General features: G+C 54.8%; 14 protein-coding genes. 9 read left to right on the forward strand and 5 right to left on the reverse strand.

The genetic code is table 11. From position 1 onward, the window contains the following. Positions 1 to 87 precede the first annotated feature (87 nt). A complete protein-coding gene (leuD, locus tag H6F46_RS11530; protein WP_099533286.1) occupies positions 88 to 681 on the forward strand; it encodes a 3-isopropylmalate dehydratase small subunit in 594 nt (197 codons plus the stop codon). 75 nt (positions 682 to 756) lie between these two features. Here the strand turns inward: leuD and H6F46_RS11535 are convergent, their stop codons facing one another. After that, positions 757 to 2,979, reverse strand: a complete 2,223-nt coding sequence (locus tag H6F46_RS11535; RefSeq protein ID WP_199291526.1) for a recombinase family protein — start codon at positions 2,977 to 2,979, stop codon at positions 757 to 759. Between the two features lie 232 nt (positions 2,980 to 3,211). Between H6F46_RS11535 and H6F46_RS11540 the strand changes: the two genes are divergently transcribed. The 3 genes from H6F46_RS11540 to H6F46_RS11550 all read left to right on the forward strand — a co-directional run bounded on the left by H6F46_RS11540 (position 3,212) and on the right by H6F46_RS11550 (position 6,318). Beyond that, the gene (locus H6F46_RS11540) at positions 3,212 to 4,699 is read left to right on the forward strand and encodes a proton extrusion protein PcxA (protein WP_190354998.1); all 1,488 of its coding nucleotides are present in this window, start codon (positions 3,212 to 3,214) and stop codon (positions 4,697 to 4,699) included. Positions 4,700 to 4,733: 34 nt separating this feature from the next. Continuing rightward, positions 4,734 to 5,747: a ribosome biogenesis GTPase YlqF gene (ylqF, locus tag H6F46_RS11545; protein WP_199291527.1), complete on the forward strand. Its 1,014-nt coding sequence runs from the start codon at positions 4,734 to 4,736 to the stop codon at positions 5,745 to 5,747. 121 nt (positions 5,748 to 5,868) lie between these two features. Then, complete coding sequence (locus H6F46_RS11550; protein WP_190354997.1) at positions 5,869 to 6,318, forward strand: secondary thiamine-phosphate synthase enzyme YjbQ; 450 nt, start codon at positions 5,869 to 5,871, stop codon at positions 6,316 to 6,318. 168 nt (positions 6,319 to 6,486) lie between these two features. On the opposite strand, the gene H6F46_RS11555 is transcribed toward H6F46_RS11550, so the two are convergent. The 3 genes from H6F46_RS11555 to H6F46_RS11565 form a co-directional block, all read right to left on the reverse strand. Then, complete coding sequence (locus tag H6F46_RS11555) at positions 6,487 to 8,739, reverse strand: ATP-binding protein (RefSeq protein WP_190354996.1); 2,253 nt, start codon at positions 8,737 to 8,739, stop codon at positions 6,487 to 6,489. A 623-nt stretch (positions 8,740 to 9,362) separates the two neighbouring features. Beyond that, a complete protein-coding gene (locus H6F46_RS11560; RefSeq protein WP_190354994.1) occupies positions 9,363 to 10,367 on the reverse strand; it encodes a BMP family ABC transporter substrate-binding protein in 1,005 nt (334 codons plus the stop codon). 126 nt (positions 10,368 to 10,493) lie between these two features. Continuing rightward, positions 10,494 to 11,987, reverse strand: a complete 1,494-nt coding sequence (locus H6F46_RS11565) for an FAD-containing oxidoreductase (protein WP_190354993.1) — start codon at positions 11,985 to 11,987, stop codon at positions 10,494 to 10,496. 153 nt (positions 11,988 to 12,140) lie between these two features. On the opposite strand from H6F46_RS11565, the gene H6F46_RS11570 reads away from it, so the two are divergent. From H6F46_RS11570 to H6F46_RS11580, 3 genes are all read left to right on the forward strand, one after another. Continuing rightward, a complete protein-coding gene (locus tag H6F46_RS11570) occupies positions 12,141 to 12,758 on the forward strand; it encodes a methyltransferase domain-containing protein (RefSeq protein WP_190354992.1) in 618 nt (205 codons plus the stop codon). 88 nt (positions 12,759 to 12,846) lie between these two features. Next, entirely contained in the window at positions 12,847 to 13,563 is a 717-nt protein-coding gene (locus H6F46_RS11575; protein WP_190354991.1) for a HEAT repeat domain-containing protein, read from the forward strand. A gap of 153 nt (positions 13,564 to 13,716) precedes the next feature. Continuing rightward, positions 13,717 to 14,244 carry a phycobiliprotein lyase gene (locus tag H6F46_RS11580; RefSeq protein ID WP_099533262.1) on the forward strand — a complete coding sequence of 176 codons (528 nt, stop codon included), beginning with the start codon at positions 13,717 to 13,719 and terminating at the stop codon, positions 14,242 to 14,244. On the opposite strand, the gene H6F46_RS11585 is transcribed toward H6F46_RS11580, so the two are convergent. After that, positions 14,241 to 15,722, reverse strand: a complete 1,482-nt coding sequence (locus tag H6F46_RS11585) for an adenylate/guanylate cyclase domain-containing protein (protein ID WP_099533263.1) — start codon at positions 15,720 to 15,722, stop codon at positions 14,241 to 14,243. The genes H6F46_RS11580 and H6F46_RS11585 overlap by 4 nt on opposite strands. 86 nt (positions 15,723 to 15,808) lie before the next feature. Between H6F46_RS11585 and H6F46_RS11590 the strand changes: the two genes are divergently transcribed. Further along, positions 15,809 to 15,952, forward strand: coding sequence for a hypothetical protein (locus tag H6F46_RS11590; protein ID WP_190354990.1), 144 nt, complete (start codon positions 15,809 to 15,811; stop codon positions 15,950 to 15,952). A gap of 636 nt (positions 15,953 to 16,588) precedes the next feature. Continuing rightward, positions 16,589 to 20,398: a PAS domain S-box protein gene (locus tag H6F46_RS11595; protein ID WP_190354989.1), complete on the forward strand. Its 3,810-nt coding sequence runs from the start codon at positions 16,589 to 16,591 to the stop codon at positions 20,396 to 20,398. Positions 20,399 to 20,441: the final 43 nt, after the last annotated feature.

Below are 20,441 nucleotides of genomic sequence, written 5' to 3' on the forward strand. Positions count from 1 at the left end.
TTCAGTTAAGAGTATTTCCGATTGCGGTAGGATAATTCCACTCTGTTTCATGATCATCAGCAGCCTTTTAGCAGTCCTATGAGCGAAATCAACAGTCAAGTTCAACGGGTTTCGGGTACTGGTTTGCCGTTACGCGGTGATGACATTGACACCGATCGCATCATCCCGGCTCGCTTTCTGCGCTGTGTCACCTTTGATGGGTTGGGTGAACATGCCTTTGCGGACGATCGCACCCAACTGAACGGCGAACATCCTTTCGATCAGGCTCAATACCAAGGGGCCAAGCTGTTGGTGGTGAATCGTAACTTTGGTTGTGGTTCCAGCCGTGAACATGCGCCCCAGGCGATCGCCCGTTGGGGCATTGGGGCGATTGTGGGCGAAAGTTTTGCGGAAATCTTCTTTAGCAATTGCGTGGCGATCGGGATTCCCTGCGTCACGGCTAGCCATGAGGATGTGTTGGCGTTGCAAGGGGCCATTGAAGCCAACCCCAGCGCCTCGGTGTCCTTGGATTTGGTGAATCTGACCGCTGCGATCGGGGACTTAACCATCACTGTCACCATGAAGGAAGGGCCGCGCCAGGCCTTCCTCAGCGGCATGTGGGATAGCTGCGGTCAATTGGTCAGTCAAGGAGAGGCCGTGCAGGCCACTGCTGGCCGTTTGCCTTACCTGGCTTGGGCTTAGGGCCTGTCGTCTTGCCCCCTACGATCTCGCCACGGTGGAATCCGGGTTGCAGACGAACGGGAAAGCCCCGATTTCCTAATTGCCAACTCCAAGCTCGCTGGCATCGATCACCGGGCGCATGGGCCCCAACTGGTCTTGGCCGGTGACCGATAGATCGCTGTGGCACAGATAAAGCCGATCGCGGCAACGCCCCAACAGGTCATGCACCACCCGATCGAACCGATCGAGGTCTGCTTGTTCCTCGTCGTCTGGGGTGCGGCGGCGACCGTTCCAATCTTGCAGAAACAGGGGTGAGCCGAACAACACCGCTGCGCCCCCCCGGGGCCAAAGGGGCGAGGAGGCATCTAGCCAAAAGTGCCAGCGGTGGGAAAGGCGAGCGGTGCGGTACTGGAAAATATTGGCGAGGGTGATGCCGCTGGGGGCCGGGTTCAGCACTTGACTGGGGAAGGGGTTGGCGGCGATCGTGCCGCGTCGTAACAGAGCAATGAATTTGTGGATGGTTTCCGTTTCCGGTGCTTGGGGATCAATGCGGTGGCTGATGTCCCAATAGCGATGGGCGGCCTCTAGGAGTTCGCGCAGGGCGGCCAATTCGGCGGGATCTAAGCGTCCCCCATGCCACAAAAACTGCTGAACGGCGCGATCGAGCACAATCAGGGGGCTGCGAACCAGGTGCTGGCGGAGTTGTTGCTGTTGCTCGCTAATCCACGATCGCAGCTTTTGATAGGCCATGGTGGCTCGGTAGCCCAACCGATCCCAACGGGCAAAGACTTCCACGGGCAACAGTTCCGGCCGCTGTCGATCGGGACGGAAGCAGTGATCGGCAATCAGGCCAGCACGCACGGGATCGATCGCCCGGCGCAGGCCCGTGGGGCTGGTTTCCGCCAAGTCCGGCAGCGCCAAATCTAACTCCGCTTCTGTCCCGATCGACCCGGCCCCGGTGGCCGCCGGTTCCGGGGTAGCCAACCAAGGATCCGGTTCCGTACTCAGCCCCACCAACATTTCCGCCACATCTTCCCGATTTAGCCAGTCGCCCAAACCTGAATAAACCAACGTCCACAGGGTCAGGAGCGATCGCACCGTGGGCGAACTAATCAAAGGGCGCTGGTTGCCCAACAGGGTTACGGGTAACCCCCGATCGCGCAGGATGGAGGCCAGGGTGTAGCCCGCGATCGAGTCCAAACCGGGACTAATCACCGCAATGTCCTGGGGTTGGAGGGCTTCCGTTTGGACGGCTTGCACAATGGTTTCGGCCGTTTCCCGCAGCAGTTGGGCCCGAGCAATGGTGGTCAGCACTTGCACCGTGGGGGGCCAGGCCTCGGCCCAGGGGGCGATCGCAAAGGGTTCCCGCGCCACCGTGGTTAGTAACGGAGCCACCCGTTGCACCAAATCGTGATTCGCGCGTCCCAAATCCAAATGATCGGTGCAGCGATCGGCTAAGGGCTGCAAGGCCGCGGGATCCGCACCCAACCCCAAGCGGCTGGCCCCATCCCGATTGTGGGTGTAGCCGGCCCAGGCCCCGCCTTTTTGCAACAGGGTCAGCAGCCGCCCTGCCAGGGCCGGAAAATCATCGGTGTCATCGGCCAAAACCACTTGATAGCGTCGTTGCAGTCGATCGAGATAGCGCGGATCCGACAGCAAAAAGTGGCCATAGAGCCAACTCACCAGCCCGTAGGTGAGCAGACCGCGCCGCAAGCACCAGTCTCGCCACTCCACAATCAGAGCGCCCGCCTGATCGACCCAATTTCCCGGCAGTTCCACCGCCGCCGCTGGCCCCAGACCTTGTACCAGGCGATCGGGAATTTCCGCCAAATCCGTGCCGCTGTTGGCTGCTAACTGCAACAGATCCAACAGCCGCCGCACAGCCCGCTCTCGCAATGGCTGGGCGATCGGTGAATCGGGGTTTTCATCCAGCGCCTGGCCCCACAACTGCCCCGCCAGTTCCTGTTCATTTTCCGGGCGCAACAGCAGTGGAAATTGCGGCACAAACCCCGCCCGCTCCGCCAGCAACGGATAGAACAGCATCACCTCTTGCTCAAAAAAGCCCAGGGGAGTGGTGCAGTCGATGGCTGGCCAACCCACCGCCGCCAATCGCTCCATCAGGGCCCAACGGGTTTCGCTGCTGGCCGCCAGGGCCAACACCCGGCTCCCCGGGGGCAACTGATCCCGCAATCCCTGGAACCAATCCACCAGGGTTTGGGTTTTGCCGCTGAGGGCCCCGCCTGTGATCCAAATTGATCGGGCGATCGCAGCCGGGCGATCGGGCGCAAACGTGGCGGAGGCCGGGAAATGGTTAGCCACAAGCACGGAAAAATGATGGTTTTGCTATGATACCGATCGCCCAGTGATTCCAAACGATCACCCCAATACCCAAGCCTCAAGTCCCGCCCCAGGGTTGCCCTTTGGGTCTCGTTGGGCAACTGCGGTTGTGGGGTTAAATAACGGCTCGGAATTCCCTGAATTTTCCTCAGGGAAAGATGTCAACCTGTCAGCCCGATCGCTGGCCACAGCATTTCAACCGCCTTTGAACAATATGAAGAATCGGTGGCTTCCGGGTTTGCGATCGCTCTGGGCGAATGCGGGGAGTTGGTATGAGTCCACCCCAGAACGGGCGCTCAACCAGGCCTATGAAGCGGCCCTCGCCATTCGGGCCCTGGAAGATCGTTACTTCGAGGGCAATCCAATCGACCTCGACAGCACCCGCTACGGTGACAGCACCTGCGATTACTTTCGCACCGAGCTGCAAAAACAACTGAAAATGATCGATGTGCGGTTGTGGGAATTCAACAGCAGCAATGCTTTTTTGGATTTTGGCACCAAAATGATCGGGATTCCCGGCCGCAAAACCGAAGCGGGCCTGAGCAATCCCAACGCCCCGATCGCCACCAGCACCGACGCAAGCGGCCGACGATTTTCGGAGCCGGGCGATCGCTCCTTCATCGTGCTCAAAAAACTGGAGCTAATTGACAATACCTTGGATCGCTATGTCCACGGTCGATCGGTCGATCGGCTGGAACTCAACAGCGACAACCTGCCCGCCACCCCGGAGGAATCGCCGCCCGTCACCACCACCACCACCACCGCCGCCCTAGACCAGTCCCGATCGTGGCAGGCCGCCGCCAACGCCGCCAAAATTCGCCCCAAGCGGCCCTCCAGTTGGCGAACCGGGGCCCTGAACGTGGCCACGCGCAACATCTCCGGCGGAATGCGCAAACCCTCCGCCACCGGCAGCACCGGCCTCATTCCCCGATCGCTCCTCACCACCTTCGATCGCGTGCGGCGCGACCTGGACGATCGTTCCGAAGAAGAAGTGCTGCAAAACTATCGCACCTCCAAAGTTCGGACGATCGTTTCGCTCAAATTCATCTTGCTGCTGATTTTGGTGCCCCTGTTGGTGCAGCAGATGTCCAAAAACTTCCTGGTGGGGCCGATCGTCGATCGGGTCTATCACCCCAGCATCAACAACGTCTTCCTCAACATGGACATGCAAGAAGAAGCCCTGGTTGAGCTAGAGCGCTATGAAAACTTCCTGCACTTCCAGTCCCTCTTGGGCAAAACGCCCAAACTCACCCCCGAAGAAATTGAGGAAAAAGTTCAAGAAAAAGCTGAAGAAATTGCCAATGAATCCTGGGTTCGCAGCGCCGATGCCCTCAAAAATGTCTTTTCCGATTTCCTGTCCCTGGCCGGGTTTGGGCTAGTCATTGCCTATAGTCGCGAAGAAATTGCCGTCCTCAAGTCCTTCATTGATGAGATTATGTATGGTCTGAGCGACAGCGCTAAGGCCTTCGTGATCATTCTTTCAACCGATATCTTTGTGGGATATCACTCGGCCCACGGCTGGGAAGTGGTGGTCAGCGGCATTTCTCGACACCTGGGGCTACCGGAAAATAAAGACTTCATGTTTTTGTTTATTGCGACCTTTCCGGTGATTTTGGATGCCGTGATTAAGTATTGGATTTTCCGATATCTCAATCGCATTTCGCCTTCCGCCGTTGCCACTTACAAAGACATGAACGAGTAGCCCGTTTCCAGTTCTTCTCCACCCTTGCCCGCCCATGATTACCCCAACCATTCAGTGGTATCCCGGTCACATTGCCAAAGCCGAAAAAGCCCTTTTGGAGCAACTCAAATTGGTGGATGTGGTTTTTGAGGTGCGGGATGCGCGGATTCCCCTGGCCACCCATCACCCAAAGTTGCAAAGTTGGCTGGAGCGCCCCGGCACCAAAACCGGCCGCGTGTTGGTGCTGAATCGGGTGGACTCCATCCCGGGGCCCGTTCGCCAAAATTGGGAACAGTGGATGCGATCGCAAGGGGAAATACCCTATTTCACCGATGCGCGCCAGGGTCAGGGGGTCAAGTCGATCGCCCATGCGGCCCAGGATGTGGCGGCTTGGGTGAATGAGCGGCGGCTGCAACGGGGAATGCGGCCGCGGCCGGTGCGGGCTGCGGTGATTGGGTTTCCGAATGTGGGCAAGTCGGCGCTGATTAATCGGTTGGTGAAGCGGCGCGTGGTCGAAAGTGCGGCCAAACCGGGGGTAACACGCCAATTGCGGTGGGTGCGAATTTCTTCAGAATTGGAATTACTGGATGCGCCGGGCATTTTGCCCGCCAATTTGGTGGATCAGTCGGCGGCCGTGAAGTTAGCCATTTGTGACGACATTGGCCAAGCGGCCTACGACAACCAAAAGGTGGCGGCGGCTTTGGTGGATTTGCTTTGTGGGTTGAATTTGGATCCGCAACCGACGCTCGAAACTTCGGTGGATATTTCGCCAGAAACTTCACCAGAAACTTCGCCAAAAACTTCGCCAGAAACTTCACTAGAAACTTTGCCAGAATCCCTAACAGAAACCTCCACAGCACCTCCAACGGCAACAGCCCGATCGACGGGCGATCGGGCGCTGGAAAAACGCTATGGCTTGGCTCCGGGACTCCTGAACGGCGAGGACTATGTGCCCGCGTTGGCGGAATTTCGTTATCAGGGCGATCGGGAACGGGCCGCCCGTACCCTATTGCAAGACTTTCGGAAGGGCGCGTTGGGTAATTTGCCCCTGGAACTACCGCCCAGTTAGCAATCCAAATTAATTCAAATCAAGCCAATTCAAATCACTTCAGCCCTATTTGATCCTGCTCGATCCTATTTGCCCCTGATGATTTGTTTTTTCATTCTCTGCCCATCGTTCCCTTAGCTCCATGCAAATCGTTCACCACACCCTGAAACGAAACACCGATTCAGGGATTGAAATCTATGATTTAACCCCCGAAATTCGCGAAAAAGTTACTGAATTTTGTCAGCAAACCGGTGCTCGAAACGGTCAAATTTTGGTCTCTTCTTTGCACACCACCACGGCCTTGGCGGTGAATGAATATGAAGTGCGCTTGTTGCAGGATCTAAAAGTTTGGCTAAAAACTTTGGCTCCACCCATGGGTTCCTATCGCCACAACGATCTGCATTTGCGAGATGTGCCGGAAGATGAGCCGATCAATGCCCATTCCCATCTGATGGCGATCGCCCTGAGTAACTCGCAGGTGATTCCTCTAGTGAACGGGGCACTGGGTTTGGGGCAATGGCAATCGGTGCTGCTGTTTGAGTTAGATGGCCCCCGATCGCGCTCCGTGTCTTTGCAAATTTGGGGTATTTAAGGGGTGCTTAAACGGTTGACTAACCCATTCTGACTTGGGAAATTGCCCCCATTTCGTTTTTCGGTAACCGATCGCTTACGTCGCAAGACTTTCATAGGCTCATCATTCGTGAATTACGACACTACCAACCTTTGGGCAGTTAACTGGAGGGACTGGCAAACATTGGCGCTAAATTAGCGGAATGCCCACCGTCGCCGCCGGACTGGTGGTGATTGTATTGCTATTGACCCGATTCGCAGAAGCTTGGGCAATTCCTTCCCTGGGATCAATGGCCAGATCATGATCAGCATCCGCATCATGGGGAACGGTGCGGCGTGCCAACTGTGTCAGCCGATCGAGCGGTAACGTAATGGTAAATTCCGCCCCCCCTTGGTGATGGTTCTTGGCTTCCAAGGAACCGCCATGGGTTTCCACAACAATTTGGTAGCTAATCGATAGGCCCAATCCTGTGCCTTGACCCACGGGCTTGGTGGTGAAAAAGGGATCAAAAATTTTGTTGGCGGCGGATTCATCCAAACCGGGGCCATTGTCTCGAATCGAAATCACAATCGCTTCATCGAGGCAACCGGTCGTGATCCACAATTGCGGCTGTTCATCATTGGGCAACAAATCCATTGCGTCGATCGCATTGCTCAAAATTTGCAAAAACACCTGGTTGAGCTGGCCCGCATAGCAAGTGACGGTGGGCAATTCTCCCAGCGATCGATGCAAGGTAATGCAAGAGCGAGTTGGCATGGGCCCCAGTCGATTTTGCAAGATTGTCAGGGTACTTTCAAGACTGGCATTGAGGTCAACAATTTTGACTTCTGCCTCATCCAGGCGCGCAAATTCTCGCAAGTTGCGAATCAGATCCCGAATGCGAACTGCTCCATATTCCATGGATTGCAGCAATTTTGGATAGTCTTGGAGAATAAAATCATATTCAATTTCTTCCCATTTCTCGCGTACTCGCTCCGGCAACTTGGCCAGAGCCTGTTCCATGGGTTCATCGGGCTGATAGCCCAATTCTTGAATGCAAATTTGATGTAGTTCAACAATATCTTCAAAATAGGAACGAGCATGGGCAAGGTTGCCAAAAATAAAGCTGACGGGATTATTAATTTCGTGGGCTAATCCGGCCACCAATTGACCCACACTGGACATTTTCTCGGTTTTGATTAGTTGCAATTGGGTATGGCGCAGATCATCCAAGGCCCGTTGCAGTTCGATCGTCCGTTCCAAAACTCGCTGTTCCAATTCTTCATTGGCCCTGCCCAAGGCCACAAAAGATTCCCCCAGCCGGTGGGCCATGTCCTTGAAAGCCCGCGCCAAAATACCTAGCTCATGGCGATCGTGGGTGGCCGCGAGCTGGTCAATGTGGCTGTGTTGATGGAGTTGCAGAAAGGAAGCCCGATCGAGCTTAATCACCTCATAGGTCAGCAATTGCAAGGGATGGATCGCCCGGTGGGCCAAGCGCCAACTGAGCCAGCCGGCCGCCGCTCCCGCCGCGATCGCCCCAAGGGTCATCTGTAAAATCAGGTCACGCAGCGGCGCATAGGCATCGGCCAAGGGCAACTCCGTCACCACTCGCCAGCCGCTGGAGTTGCTGGAGGGGATGGGCGCAACGGTTCCAATCACCTGCGCCTGTTTTAAGCCTTGATATTGGGTCACCTCCCCCGCGATCGCCTGATCCAAATGTTCCGCTAGGTGTTGCCCCTCTAGCTCTAAATTAATGGGAGCGAAGGTGGTGGGGTCGGCATCGCTGACCGTTAGCACCACATTGCGCCGATCGAGCAAATAGGTATAGCCCGCCTCCTCACTCCAGGCCTCGCTGAGCACAGAATCCAGGAAATCTAAATTCACCCGGGCCAGCAGTACCCCCGAAATTTGCTCCGAGCGATCGCGAATGGGCACGCTCATCATGATCCAGCGCACCCGCCGATCGTGGAGTTGCTCTGATTCCACCCAACCCACATAGTCTTCGGCCCAGCGGTAGGCCCGCGAGAAGGCCACAGTGTGGTTTTGGTTTTGGGGACGAAAGAGGGGATCTGTGGCCACAAAGGTGACGGGCTGTCCCGATCGATCCAAAATCGCCACCATCTCATAGGCCGAATCGTGGCGAATCAACGCCTCCAAGAGCGATCGCTGCACCGGCACGGGCAACTCCGACAACCCCGTCACCCGCGACAAATAGCCCAATTTGCGCTGGAAATCCTCGAGATAGGTGCTAATGCGCTCAGCCACCGCCCGCGATTGGGCCGCCTGCAACTGATGCAGCGTTTTCAGTTGCACCTGAGTGCTGTTGTAGGCCAACAGGGCCCCAGTGGCCAGCGTTCCCAGGGAGACCATCAAAGTCAGCCCCAAACGGATTTGCAGCGCCAGGGACATGGGCCACCAGCGGCGATAGTTCACCAATTGCTGAAACCGTTGTTTGAGCCTCATTCGTGGCTAATCCATAACGCCTCGCCGGCAGCAGAGGGTTGACGATTGTTCAGCACTTTCCCCTGCACCTTAACCGTCGGCATCATTTGGCGAGCAACTGTTGCTGTTAAACCCATAGCCCAACCATACATCAGCCAGCACATCAGCCAGTACATCAGCAGGCACATGGATTAATCGGTTAATCGACCCATCAATCAACCGGCCAATTGACTCATAGCCCAATTGATGAATTCACCCATTCATCAGCCGACTCATCAGCTTGTCCATTGGCTGATCAGCTTGCACCTCAATCAAGGGATCAACCAAGAGATCAATAAGTTGATCGATAGGTTGATCGATGAACCCGTCCATTGGTCGGTTGATTCGGTCTATCAAGCTGTACATCTATTTTCTTGCTGTTCAGCTTGTTCCTTGCGATACCTCAACTCCCTGGCTATTCAGCTTGCAGTCTAGGAGGAATTTTCCGAGCGGATTGATCCCCACTGAACTAAATTCAACCAAAACCCCAAATTCAATCATGGCCAATACCAAAGCCAATACCTAAATCAATACCTGTTTTAAGTGCGCTGGTAATTGCCACGAGAGATTGAGAGTACTTGATCCAATCCCAAAACCCTGATGGCTTAACGCTCCTCTAAAACCTCCAAGCGGCCGCTACGAATTTGGTCATGGAGATCCGCAATTTCCTTTTGACTCTCAGGGTTCAGGTTACCAGTGGTGGGAATAAATTCCAGCACCCGTTCTGATAGCCCAAAGAGGTATTGGCGACCTTCCCAACGTCCCCGTTGGGCCAGTCTGGCCCCATGCAAAATTAGCTCTGGCACGTGGATGAGGCCACTGGCCAAAATTAAGTTGGGGGCCAATTTGCGAGAATCGGGGCCCAACACCACCATGGGCAATTGGCGATCGACCGCTACGTTAACAATGGCAGGATTATTCGTCCAACAATTCATGGCCAGCCCATCAATTCCCGCGCCGATCAGCTTTTGGGTGAGGGCGATCGCCTTGGGTTCATCATCAAAACTCCCCACCCATTCGATCGAAAGCTTGCGATCGGGGGCAAAGCGGCGCAGGGCATTTTGAAAGGCTAAGTTGAATTGCTTAATGGGCGGGGTGGGCAGGCTGGTGACGAGGCCAATATGTTGCAATTTGGGCTGCAAGGCCAAGGTTGCCCCCAATAGATAGCCCAATTCAGCATTGCGATAGCCCAAGGCTCCGAAATTCCGGTTGTTGCCACTGTCGCTAGCCACTATGGCAAAACGGGTACGGGGGTAGCGCACCGCCGCCTTGACCATATCGTCGCGGAAGGTTCCGCTGTGGCCAATGATGAAGCCGAAACCTTCTTTGGCGTAGCGATCGAGCGCTTGCGGCAAGCTGGCAGGCAACCCCTTATTGATTTCATCGGTGTAGGCAATTGCTGCGTTTAATTCCCGCTCAATGCGCCCGAGGCCGGTCATCCCTTCTCGGCACCAATCGTCACTGTCTGCGCCCCGAGGCAACAGCATCGCCACCTTGAACAACGCAGCTCGGCGGCTGCGCTGGGGCGTGCTGGGCGCGAAGGTGCAATTGTTGAGGACGATCGCGCTACCGGCAGCGCCTAGGCCATACAGCAAATCCCGTCGTTTCATAGCAGTCGTTCAGTGGAGAGGGAAGAAGAGGGAAGGGTCAGAAGCGGTGTCTGGGGTGGACAGGTGGCTAAGCCAACCAAACCAGGCGGCTTGCTTGGGGCCCGCCGTCTGCGATCGAGAGGCGGCCTAGCTCCAACGATGCAACCAGCCCAGTAACTGGCGGGTGCGATCGGACAGTTGGGTTTTGCGATAGGCATCCGCCGCTTTTTTGATGCATTCAGCCTGGGTGGGGTAGGGATGCACCACTTTGGCGAGCCGGCCCAGCCCCCAACCGGCGGCCATGGCCAAGGTAATTTCGCCAATGGTTTCGCCCGCGTGGGGAGCAATGAGCGTGGCCCCCAAAATTTGGTCTCGATCGGGGGCTAGCCACACTTGCAAGCACCCTTCGGCAACCCGATCGGTCTGGGCCCGATCGACTTGGCTTAAGGGTACTTCAATCAACCGAGGGGCCGGCCCCGGGACAATTGGGCTAATTCCCTCTCCGGGATCAATCCAGCCCACGCTGGCCACTTCCGGATCGGTGTAGGTGACCCGGGGCATGGTGACCTTGCTCCAGCGGCCCTTGCCCAGGCCAAAGGGCGTGAATAGCGCATTTTGCAAAACAAGACGGGCCGCCGCATCGGCCGCATGGGTGAATCGATCGCCCTGGCACACGTCGCCCGCCGCAAAGATGCGAGGATTGCTGGTTTGCAGAAAATCATTGACGGCGATTCCTTGGGGGCCAAGGGCCACTTGGGCCGCTTCCAGGTTCAGGGTTTCAACATTGGGCGATCGACCAGCGGCCACCAGAATTTCATCCACAGCAATCGCAGGATGTTGGGCCATCTGAATTTCACAACCCAAGGGCGATCGATCCACTTGGGTCACCGTTTGCCCTGTCAACACCGTGATTCCCTCCCGCTCCAAGGCCCGTTGCACAATGGCAGCGGCGGCAGCACTTTCGCGCGGCAACAGGCGCGATCGCCGTTGAATGAGGGTCACGTGGGTTCCCAGTCGGGCAAAGGCCTGGGCCAGTTCGCAGCCGATCGGGCCGCCACCCAAAATGGCCAGGCGATCGGGCCGCTGCACCCAGTTAAAAAGAGTCTCGTTGGTGACAAAGCCGGCTGCGGCCAAGCCCGGAATTGGCGGCACATGTGGGCGGGTTCCGGTGGCAATCACGGCTTTTGTGAACCGCAGCGTTTGGGAACCCACCGAGATCGCCCGAGGATCTTGAAAGCGCCCTTCGCCCAAAAACACATCAACCCCCAGCCCCTGAAACCGCTGGGCTGAGTCATGCACCGCCAAGCGCGATCGCACGGCCCGCAGTTGGGCCATGGCCGCCGCAAAGGTTTCCGGTTCCACGGGCGATCGAGCCGCTTTGGCCGCCGCAATCAAGCTCTTGGAAGGAACACAGCCCACATTCAAGCAGTCCCCACCCAACCAGCGGCGCTCAATGAGGGCCACTTTTAGCCCCAAGCCCAAGCCCGCCGCGCCGGCCGCCGCCACCAAACCCGCCGGCCCGCCGCCCACCACCACTAGGTCATAGCAATCCGCCGGTTGCGGATTTACCCAATCTTCCGGGGCGATCGCCGCTAGCCACTGTTGATTGAACGAATCCTGAGGAAGGGCGATCGATTGCATAATTCAGAGGTCGTGAAATGGGGGTGTGAAATGGAGCGAGATGGAAATCTTGGGCAGGAAAAAGCACCGTCAGACCGTACCTAGATAATGGTCAAAGAATAATGGTCAAAGAACTGATTCACCAATTCATCAACTAGCGGCAAACACCTCAACATGGTTCTGAACGAGGAACAACCAACGATTGATTTTTGGGAAACGGCCTACCAAACGGGCAAAACCGGTTGGGACTTGGGACAGCCATCACCTGTTTTGGTGGCCTGGGCCGATCGCCCCGATGTGACACCGGGAGGACGCATGGCCGTGGTGGGCTGCGGCCGGGGCCATGACGCGGTGTTTTTGGCCGATCGGGGCTTTCAGGTTGTGGGGTTTGATTTGGCCCCTTCTGCCATTGCCGAAGCTGACCGGGCTGCCCGCGATCGGGGTGTGGCGGCGGAATTTGTGCAGGCGGATATTTTAAACTTGGCGGCCAATTGGGCTGGGCAATTTGATTGGGTAATTGAGCACACCTGCTTTTGTGCGATCGATCCCAGTCTGCGGCCGGCCTATGTGCAGGCCATGCGATCGCTCCTGAAGGATCAAGGCTCCTTGGTGGCGGTGTTTTTCACCCACGATCGCCCCGGTGGCCCACCCTTTGGCACCAGCATTGCCGAAATTCAGCAACTCTTTGAGCCACAGTTCGTGATCCAAGAACTGCAACAATCGGCTCACTCCATCGATCGACGACGCGATGAGGAATATTTGGGTTGGTTGCGGCCGCGGCTGGCCCCGTGATCCCCGGTCATGTCTGGGGAGAGTTGGCCCTTGGTATGATGGTGAAATGCTCGGCCAATTCGTCGATCCGTTTTGGTAGCCTCACCCCATGTCCGACCCCAATCTTGATCGCATTGCCGACCAACTCGAAAGCCCCAATTCGCGCGATCGGCTCCTGGGCCTCACGGCTCTGCGGGATGTGTCGCCGGTTGATGCCGTACCGCTGATTAAAAAAGTTCTCAACGACGACCATTTGCAAGTGCGCACCATGGCCGTTTTTGCCCTAGGACTGAAGCCCACAGAGGAATGTTTTGACCTGCTGATGGGCCTGTTGGCGGACAAAGACTACAGCATCCGCGCCAATGCAGCCGGAGCGTTGGGCTATTTGCACGACACCCGCGCCGTTGAACCCCTGATCCGCCTGTTCTATGAGGATACGGATTGGTTGGTGCGCTTCAGTGCGGCCGTTTCGTTAGGGAACTTGGGCGATCCACGTGCCCGCAAAACCCTGATTGATGCGCTGGATAGTGCGGAGGTGATTGTGCAGCAGGCGGCGATCGCGGCGCTGGGCGAGGTGGGAGCCGTGGAAGCCGTTGAGCGGATGTTGACCTTTGTGCAGTCGGATGATTGGCTGGTGCGGCAACGCTTGGCGGAATCGTTGGGTAAGTTGCCCAGTGAGAAGAGCCGATCGGCCCTGAAATATCTTGCTAAAGATAGCCATCCCCAGGTGGCCGAAGCGGCACACTATGGATTGCAACAGCTTGATCAGCTCGATCAACCGTCGAATCCTGCGGCCGATCAGACCCTGGATTCATGGGGAGTTTGAGTTGCTTGGCCTGGCTCAGATCCAGACTGTGACCCGGCCAGGCGATCGCAACAAATTTTCGGCTTCCCAGGGCCAAATCCATTTCAGCCCTGACCTTTTTTGAGTATTTTTTTACGGCAAAACCCTAATCAACCATCAATTCCTTGTTTCATCATGAGCACGATCGCTGAGTTTTTAGAAAAATGTGTGGGTAAGTGGTTTTCCCAACGGACGGGCCACAATTTGACCGATCGCAAATCCGTTTTGGGCAAAGGGGATCTTTGGATGGAGACCCTAACGGCCGACGCACCGGAGGCGATCGCCCTTTGTCAGAAATATGGGGCCGATCCGCAGGCGATCGCGGCGGGGCTGAAAATGCGTTGGGAAGCGATCACGGCTTCTCCGAATAAGGAATTGGGATCCTCGGTGCTGTTGGCTTTGGCTCCGGATCCGTCGGGAGCGGGGCCGCTGTTGGCCACGCCGGGCAGCAACGGCCAACCCCAACCCGGTCGCTACAGTTTTGGCAGCGATGGGGCCCTGTGGATTACCCTGCCGGTGGAGGGTGGCTGGATTGAGGAGCGAATTTGGTTTGCTAGCGATAATCTCCGGTTTCGATCGAGCACCACAACCCGATCGGGCGGCCCCACCTTTGCCTCCTTCTGCTCCGAAATTCGGATGGGCGTAACGCCACCCAAGGCCTAGGAGGGCTGGCGATTTCCCGACAATCCAGAGGCGATCGGGGGGTGGGCCGCCGGGTTCGCGGCTGCGCCATTCATGGGGCCGTTGGTTGCCAGTCGATCGAGCAACCAATAGGTGGTCATTGTGCCCTTGCCCTTGATGGCAATTTCGCCCCGCCGCTCAAATTGGAAGCGATCGCGCAGGGTTTGGTAAACCGCTTCGGTCACCTGGATTTGGCCCGGCATTCCATGGGACTCCATTCGGCTGGCCGTGTTCACCGTGTCGCCCCACAGGTCGTAAATAAACTTGCGGATGCCAATCACACCGCCCACCACGGGCCCCGTATGGATCCCGATCCGGATCGAAAAGGGGTGCTGGGTGGAGTCGGCGGCGGGCTGGTAGGCCACGATCGCCCGTTGCATGGCCAGCGCCATTTCCGCCACCGCCGTCACACAGTCCGGGTGCGGATCCGGAACACCCCCCACGACCATGTAGGCATCCCCGATCGTCTTGATTTTTTCGAGGCCATAGGTATCGGCCAGCGCGTCAAAGGTGGAAAAAATGTGATTGAGCTGTTGCACCAACTCGCCCGGGGTGATGTGGGCTGCTAGTCCAGTGAAATCCACCAAATCCGCAAACAGCACCGTTGCCTGTTCAAACCGTTCTGCGATCGGGTGTTCGCCCCGTTTCAATCGTTCCGCGATCGCGGGGGGCAAAATATTCAGCAGCAGGCTTTCCGATTCCCGCTCTGCCCGTCGCCGCTCCAAAATTTCCTGGTGAATCCGGTTATACATATGCCGGAAGGCCGTAATCACCTCCCCCAACTCATCGGGGCGATCGACCTGGCAGGCATACAACATCTCCCCAGAGGTATCCTCACGACTGATTAAGTCCGCCGCTCGCCGCAGGTCATCGCGCATTTGCAAAATCGGCACGATCGCCACCCGCGACAACACCACCATCGTCACCCCCGTTGCAAACACCGAAATCAGCACCACCAATCCCAGAATGCGGAAAATAAAAGCCCGCAATTCCGCATAAACCGGGTTCATGTCGTGGCGAACCACCAGGGTGTAGTTGCGTCTGGCATCGGGCGGCCAAGCCAAATCGAGCCGTTGTTGATCGCGGCTCAGTTGTTCACGGCGACCCGCGGCCACCGCCGTGATGGTCAACTCAGGCTTTTCGCCCACCGTGGCCACCAAACGCCCCGATTGGTCATAGAATGCCAGCCCCTTCCACAGGGAAATCGGGTCATCTGTCTGATTGGCCAACCGCTGGGCCAACCGCACGGGATCCTGAAACTCCGGTGCAGCCTGCGACCAACGTGCCAGGGTCACCACCTTGGCGGTGGAAATCCGTTGCATGTAGTCAATTAGCTCACGTTCCCTTCGCCAATAGGAGGGAATGAGAATCACCGCCTCAATGGTCACAATACTAAACAACACCCCCAAGGCCACCGTTCGCGACAAACGAGCCTGAAAAGGTTGCAGCAAACGTTTCATGGGGATGAACGGGGCGAAATTAGAATGGCAGTCCCATAGCTTGCTTGGGTGGGGCTGTCCTCAGTGTAGTCGGCGGAACCAGCACAGTGCATGGGGGAATCGGGGCAGGCAATCGATCGCCCTCGGTCACCGCCGGATCGCCCCAAGGGCAGGACAACCCTGACAGCCCTTACGGCTCGATCGTGCCCAAAACCGGACAAGCGACCCGATCGGGTTTTGAGTGGCGCTGACCATCACACCGCGATTAAGAACAGTTCTGTCTCTTTGCAATTCATCCCCCCAAAGCCCGATTCGGAAAGCGGTCTGTTGACCCATCCCCCGGTTTTTGAAAACCCGTAGCATTGCTTGAAATCTGTGACCAATCTCACTTACTAATCATCCGGTTTAAGGGTGATCAACCCCGCAAAGATTAACGATGTCGGCCCAAACTCGATCGCCCTCGCAGAAAATGTTTAAACAGTCAAAATTGATACTCTGCTTACCCCATTGATCGACGAAGACAAGGGGCTTAAGCTCCTTGCCCCCATGACCACTAGCACTTTGCCAGTACCCCAAGTTATTTCTCAGATATCTTCTCAGTTCTGAATTCCCAAAGCTTCATTCCCAAGCGTTAATCTCTAAGGCTTCATTTTCAAAATCTGATCTCTAGCACTTTATTTTTAAAACTGGTTTTGAGCGCAATTTGTGCATAACAAGATTGATTTTCCATCACTGATCGGTCACCCTTGCCCAAGTTAATGATCCCAGCAACACAGTCAAATGCGGTCAATCATAAAAATAAATAAGGAGATGAATCCAGAGAATTGGCCCCGATCGCAAGGTATAACCATGATTCACCACTTGTTTCTACGTCTGCCCCGCTAGCTATGACTGACTTCCTCCAGCCTGATCCTGAAGTTCAGCATCTACGACAACAGCTTGCACAATCCCAAACTGCCTTGGCCGAAGCCCAAGCGCAGCTAAAAGCCCTGCAAGCCAAACTGGAGGAGTCCAAGCCTCGTCAGCCCAGCCCGGCCCAAAAATCCCCATCAATATTTTTGAATAATCCCTTGAAGTGGCAGCAGATTATGGATCTCCTGCCCGTTTGTATTGCCTATTGCGATCGAGATTTATATTATCGCTACGTTAACCAAAGCTATGAGGATTGGTTTGGTCTCTGTCCTCAAGAGATTTGCGGAAAGCGAGTCGCTGAGGTAATCGGCCAACAGGCTTATCAATTCGTGAAACCCCATATTGATCGGGTCTTAAAAGGGGAAATTGTGACCTATGAAAGTGTTATTCCCTATGCCCAAGGAGGCCAGCGCTATATTCGAGCTACCCTGATTCCCGACCAAGCGATCGATCAAAGCGTTCATGGTTATTACGCCATGATTATTGACTTCACAGAGCACTTTCAACTAGAACATGCTCTCCAGGAAAGTCAGCAAAAATATCGAACGCTCTTTGAAATTTTGCCCGTTGGGGTTTCCATCGCTAACGCCAGCGGTCAGATTTTGGAAGCCAATCCAGAATCCAAACGAATTTTAGGCGTTTCCAAAGAAGAACATACTCAGCGCACCTGCGATTCCCCAGTGTGGGAAATTTTGCGATCGGACGGTAGCCCCATGCCCGCCGAAGAATATCCCTCAATTCGGGCCTTACGTGAAGGTTGTCCGATTCAAAATATCGAGCAAGGCATTGTGCGGCCCGATGGCACTTTGCGCTGGATTATGACCAGTGCAGCCCCCATTCCATTAGACCCCTATGGTGTCGCCATTGCTTACATTGACATCACCGATCGCAAAGCCACAGAAGAAGCCCTACGCCGCAGCAACGCCCACTATCAATCCTTAGCCAATGTATTACCACAATCCCTTTTTCGTGAAGACTGTCAGGGGCGTTGCACCTTTGCCAATCAGGCATTTTTAAACTTGCTAAATTTGTCAGATTCAGAAATTTTTGGCAAAACGGTTTATGACCTCTATCCCAATGATTTAGCAGCTCGCTACAACCAAGAAACGCGCTGGGTTTTGGAAACCGGTCATATTTTAGATGTCATTGAACCCCATCCAACACTGAGCGGCTCTCAAGAGGGTTCTGAATTAAGTCTTGTGCAGGTGGTGAAGACTCCTGTTCGTGATAGCGATGGCCAGATTATTGGCATTCAAGGCATTTTTTGGGATGTGACAGAACGAGTCCATTTAGAACGAGCACTGCGTGAATCGGAAATTAAACTCAATGCCGTTTTAAGCAACACGGCTGCGGCCATTATGAGCGCCTATGTTTTTTCCGATGACAGCCATCGCTATGATTACTGCTCGGCTGGATGTGAAGATTTATTTGGCTATCATCCTTCTGAATTCTTAGCCAATCATCAATTGTGGTTATCGATTGTTCATCCTGAAGATTTTCAAAAGATTGTTTTGCCCAATTTCGAAAGTATTTTGGCAGAAGAAACATTTCAGTTCAGTTACCGATTTCGTCATCGAAGTGGAGAATGGCGCTGGGCGATGGTAACCGGCACATCGCAATGGGATTCTGAAATTAATGGTTGGCGCGTCACAAAATTTCACATCAACATCACCAACCAAAAACGCTTGGCTGATGATCTAAAAATCATTAACGATTTATATAATCTCGCCATTCAGAGTATTGGTGAAGGCGTTTGGGATTGGAATATTTTGGATGATTCCATTTTGGTATCGGAACGCTATTTAGAGCTGTTGGGCGAAGAGCGACGAGGAATTCAATCACCACAACTCTTTGCTGAAGCTGCTTTTTCCCAAAAAATCCATCCTGAGGATCAAGAGCGGTGGGAAAAAGCTTTAATGGCCCATCTTCAGAGCTATGAACGCTATGACATTGAAGTACGATTTCAACATGCCCAAGGTCATTACATTTGGGTGCGAATTCGTGGGCAGGCGGTTTGGAATGGGCAAGGGGAACCAGTCCGGATGGTAGGGACGATCGAGGATATTAGCGATCGCAAATTTGCAGAGGCGGCCCTCAATCAACGGGAGCAGGAATTTCGCAATTTGGCAGAAAATTCACCGGATTGCATTATGCGGTGCGATCGGGAAGGGCGCTTTCTCTATGTCAACCGCACGGTTTTGCAACTTTGCAGAATTGCTGAACAGGATTTTATTGGTAAAACCAGCAGAGAGTTAGGATTTCCAGAAGACCTAGTTCAGATGTGGCATGAGGGGATGGCAACGGTTTTGGAAACCGGTCAGAAGGCTTTTTTAGAATATGAAATGCTGTTGCCGGACGGTGGCCATATTTTTCAGTCTTGGGTGGTTCCGGAGGTGATGCAAACGCCCATTTTTGATCGAGAGCACCCCAGCGCATCGATGACCGCACCCCGTTGGACGAGTTTGGAACATCTGCAAAACTTCATGGCCAGTTCGGCGCTGAACACAGCCCCATTGGGCAATTCTGCGACAGCGGAATCTCAGTCATCGAATGTGATGGTTAGTTCAACGGTAATCGAATCGTTGCTAGTTGTGGCGCGGGATATTACCCATCTCAAGCGAGCGCAAATCGCCCTTCGCCAACAGGCCGATCGGGAACGAACCTTGCGTTCCATTACCCAACATATTCAAAGCAGTCTTGATCTGAGCGAAATTTTGGATATTGCGGTGACGGAAGTGCATCGAACCCTGCAAGCCGATCGCACCTTTATTCTGCGTTTCCATGGGAATTATTCAGGATCAATTATTCAAGAGGTGGTGAAAACAGACTATCCCCCCATGCGCGATCGACAGTGGCCCAAAACCAACACCCTCTGGTCACGGTCTAGGGCAGAATCTGCGCCTCGGACACAAATTATTCAAGAAGTTCCGATCGATCGCCCTCAAATACACTTGGCACGGTTGATGGAAGCCACGGGAGCACAATCTCAAGTGATGGCTGCCATTGTGGGCACTTTGCCCCATGGTGAATCGCATGTTTGGGGACTTTTGATTGTGCAGGCCTGTGCTAGTGCCCGCTCTTGGCAAGGAGATGAAGCCGAATTGTTGCAACAGGTGGCGGATCAGTTGGCGATCGCCATTCAACATTCTGAACTATTGGAACAGTTTCGATCGCAAGCGGAGCAACTCCAACAGGCTAATCATTTTTTGGAAGAAATTAACATTAAGCTCAATGATTTGAGTAACCGCGATGGACTCACGCAAATTGCCAACCGCCGCTGTTTTGATGTGGTTTTGCAACAAGAATGGCAGCGGTGTCAGCGAATTCAAGAACCGCTCTCACTAATTTTATTTGATGTGGATTTCTTCAAAAAATATAACGATTTGCATGGACACCCAGCCGGTGATCAGTGTCTAATTAGCATTGCGCGATCGATTGATGGATTACTTCAGCGCAACACAGACTTGGTGGCTCGGTATGGCGGTGAGGAATTTGTGGTGGTGTTGCCCCACACCGATTCTGGTGGTGCAACCCAAATTGCAGAATTGATTCGCAAAACTGTTTTGAATCTGCAAATTTTCCATTCAGAGCACCAAGGAATTACCCATCATGTAACTGTGAGTTTGGGAATTGCCAGCCAAGTGCCTCAGCTCGATCGCCCCTGCCAAGATTTGGTGCAAGCGGCCGATCGGGCCCTTTACCAAGCCAAGTCCCTTGGTCGTAATACTTGGGTGTTGGCTAGCGATGACTTGCCCAATCGATATCCCAGCTCCGATCAGGATTGAAACGAAAAATTAACGGCAGAAAACCAGTACAGACAAGGGGCTT

Source organism: Limnothrix sp. FACHB-1083, from assembly GCF_014696485.1.
Classification (GTDB): Bacteria; Cyanobacteriota; Cyanobacteriia; order CACIAM-69d; family CACIAM-69d; genus CACIAM-69d.

Excerpts from the sequence above, each read along its gene's own strand:
- H6F46_RS11595 (WP_190354989.1), top strand. The coding sequence starts at position 16,589 with ATGACTGACTTCCTCCAGCCTGATCCTGAAGTTCAGCATCTACGACAA.
- H6F46_RS11580 (WP_099533262.1), top strand. The coding sequence starts at position 13,717 with ATGAGCACGATCGCTGAGTTTTTAGAAAAATGTGTGGGTAAGTGGTTT.
- H6F46_RS11570 (WP_190354992.1), top strand. The coding sequence starts at position 12,141 with ATGGTTCTGAACGAGGAACAACCAACGATTGATTTTTGGGAAACGGCC.
- H6F46_RS11585 (WP_099533263.1), bottom strand. The coding sequence starts at position 15,722 with ATGAAACGTTTGCTGCAACCTTTTCAGGCTCGTTTGTCGCGAACGGTG.
- H6F46_RS11540 (WP_190354998.1), top strand. The coding sequence starts at position 3,212 with ATGAAGAATCGGTGGCTTCCGGGTTTGCGATCGCTCTGGGCGAATGCG.
- H6F46_RS11565 (WP_190354993.1), bottom strand. The coding sequence starts at position 11,987 with ATGCAATCGATCGCCCTTCCTCAGGATTCGTTCAATCAACAGTGGCTA.
- H6F46_RS11550 (WP_190354997.1), top strand. The coding sequence starts at position 5,869 with ATGCAAATCGTTCACCACACCCTGAAACGAAACACCGATTCAGGGATT.
- ylqF (WP_199291527.1), top strand. The coding sequence starts at position 4,734 with ATGATTACCCCAACCATTCAGTGGTATCCCGGTCACATTGCCAAAGCC.
- H6F46_RS11555 (WP_190354996.1), bottom strand. The coding sequence starts at position 8,739 with ATGAGGCTCAAACAACGGTTTCAGCAATTGGTGAACTATCGCCGCTGG.
- H6F46_RS11575 (WP_190354991.1), top strand. The coding sequence starts at position 12,847 with ATGTCCGACCCCAATCTTGATCGCATTGCCGACCAACTCGAAAGCCCC.
- H6F46_RS11560 (WP_190354994.1), bottom strand. The coding sequence starts at position 10,367 with ATGAAACGACGGGATTTGCTGTATGGCCTAGGCGCTGCCGGTAGCGCG.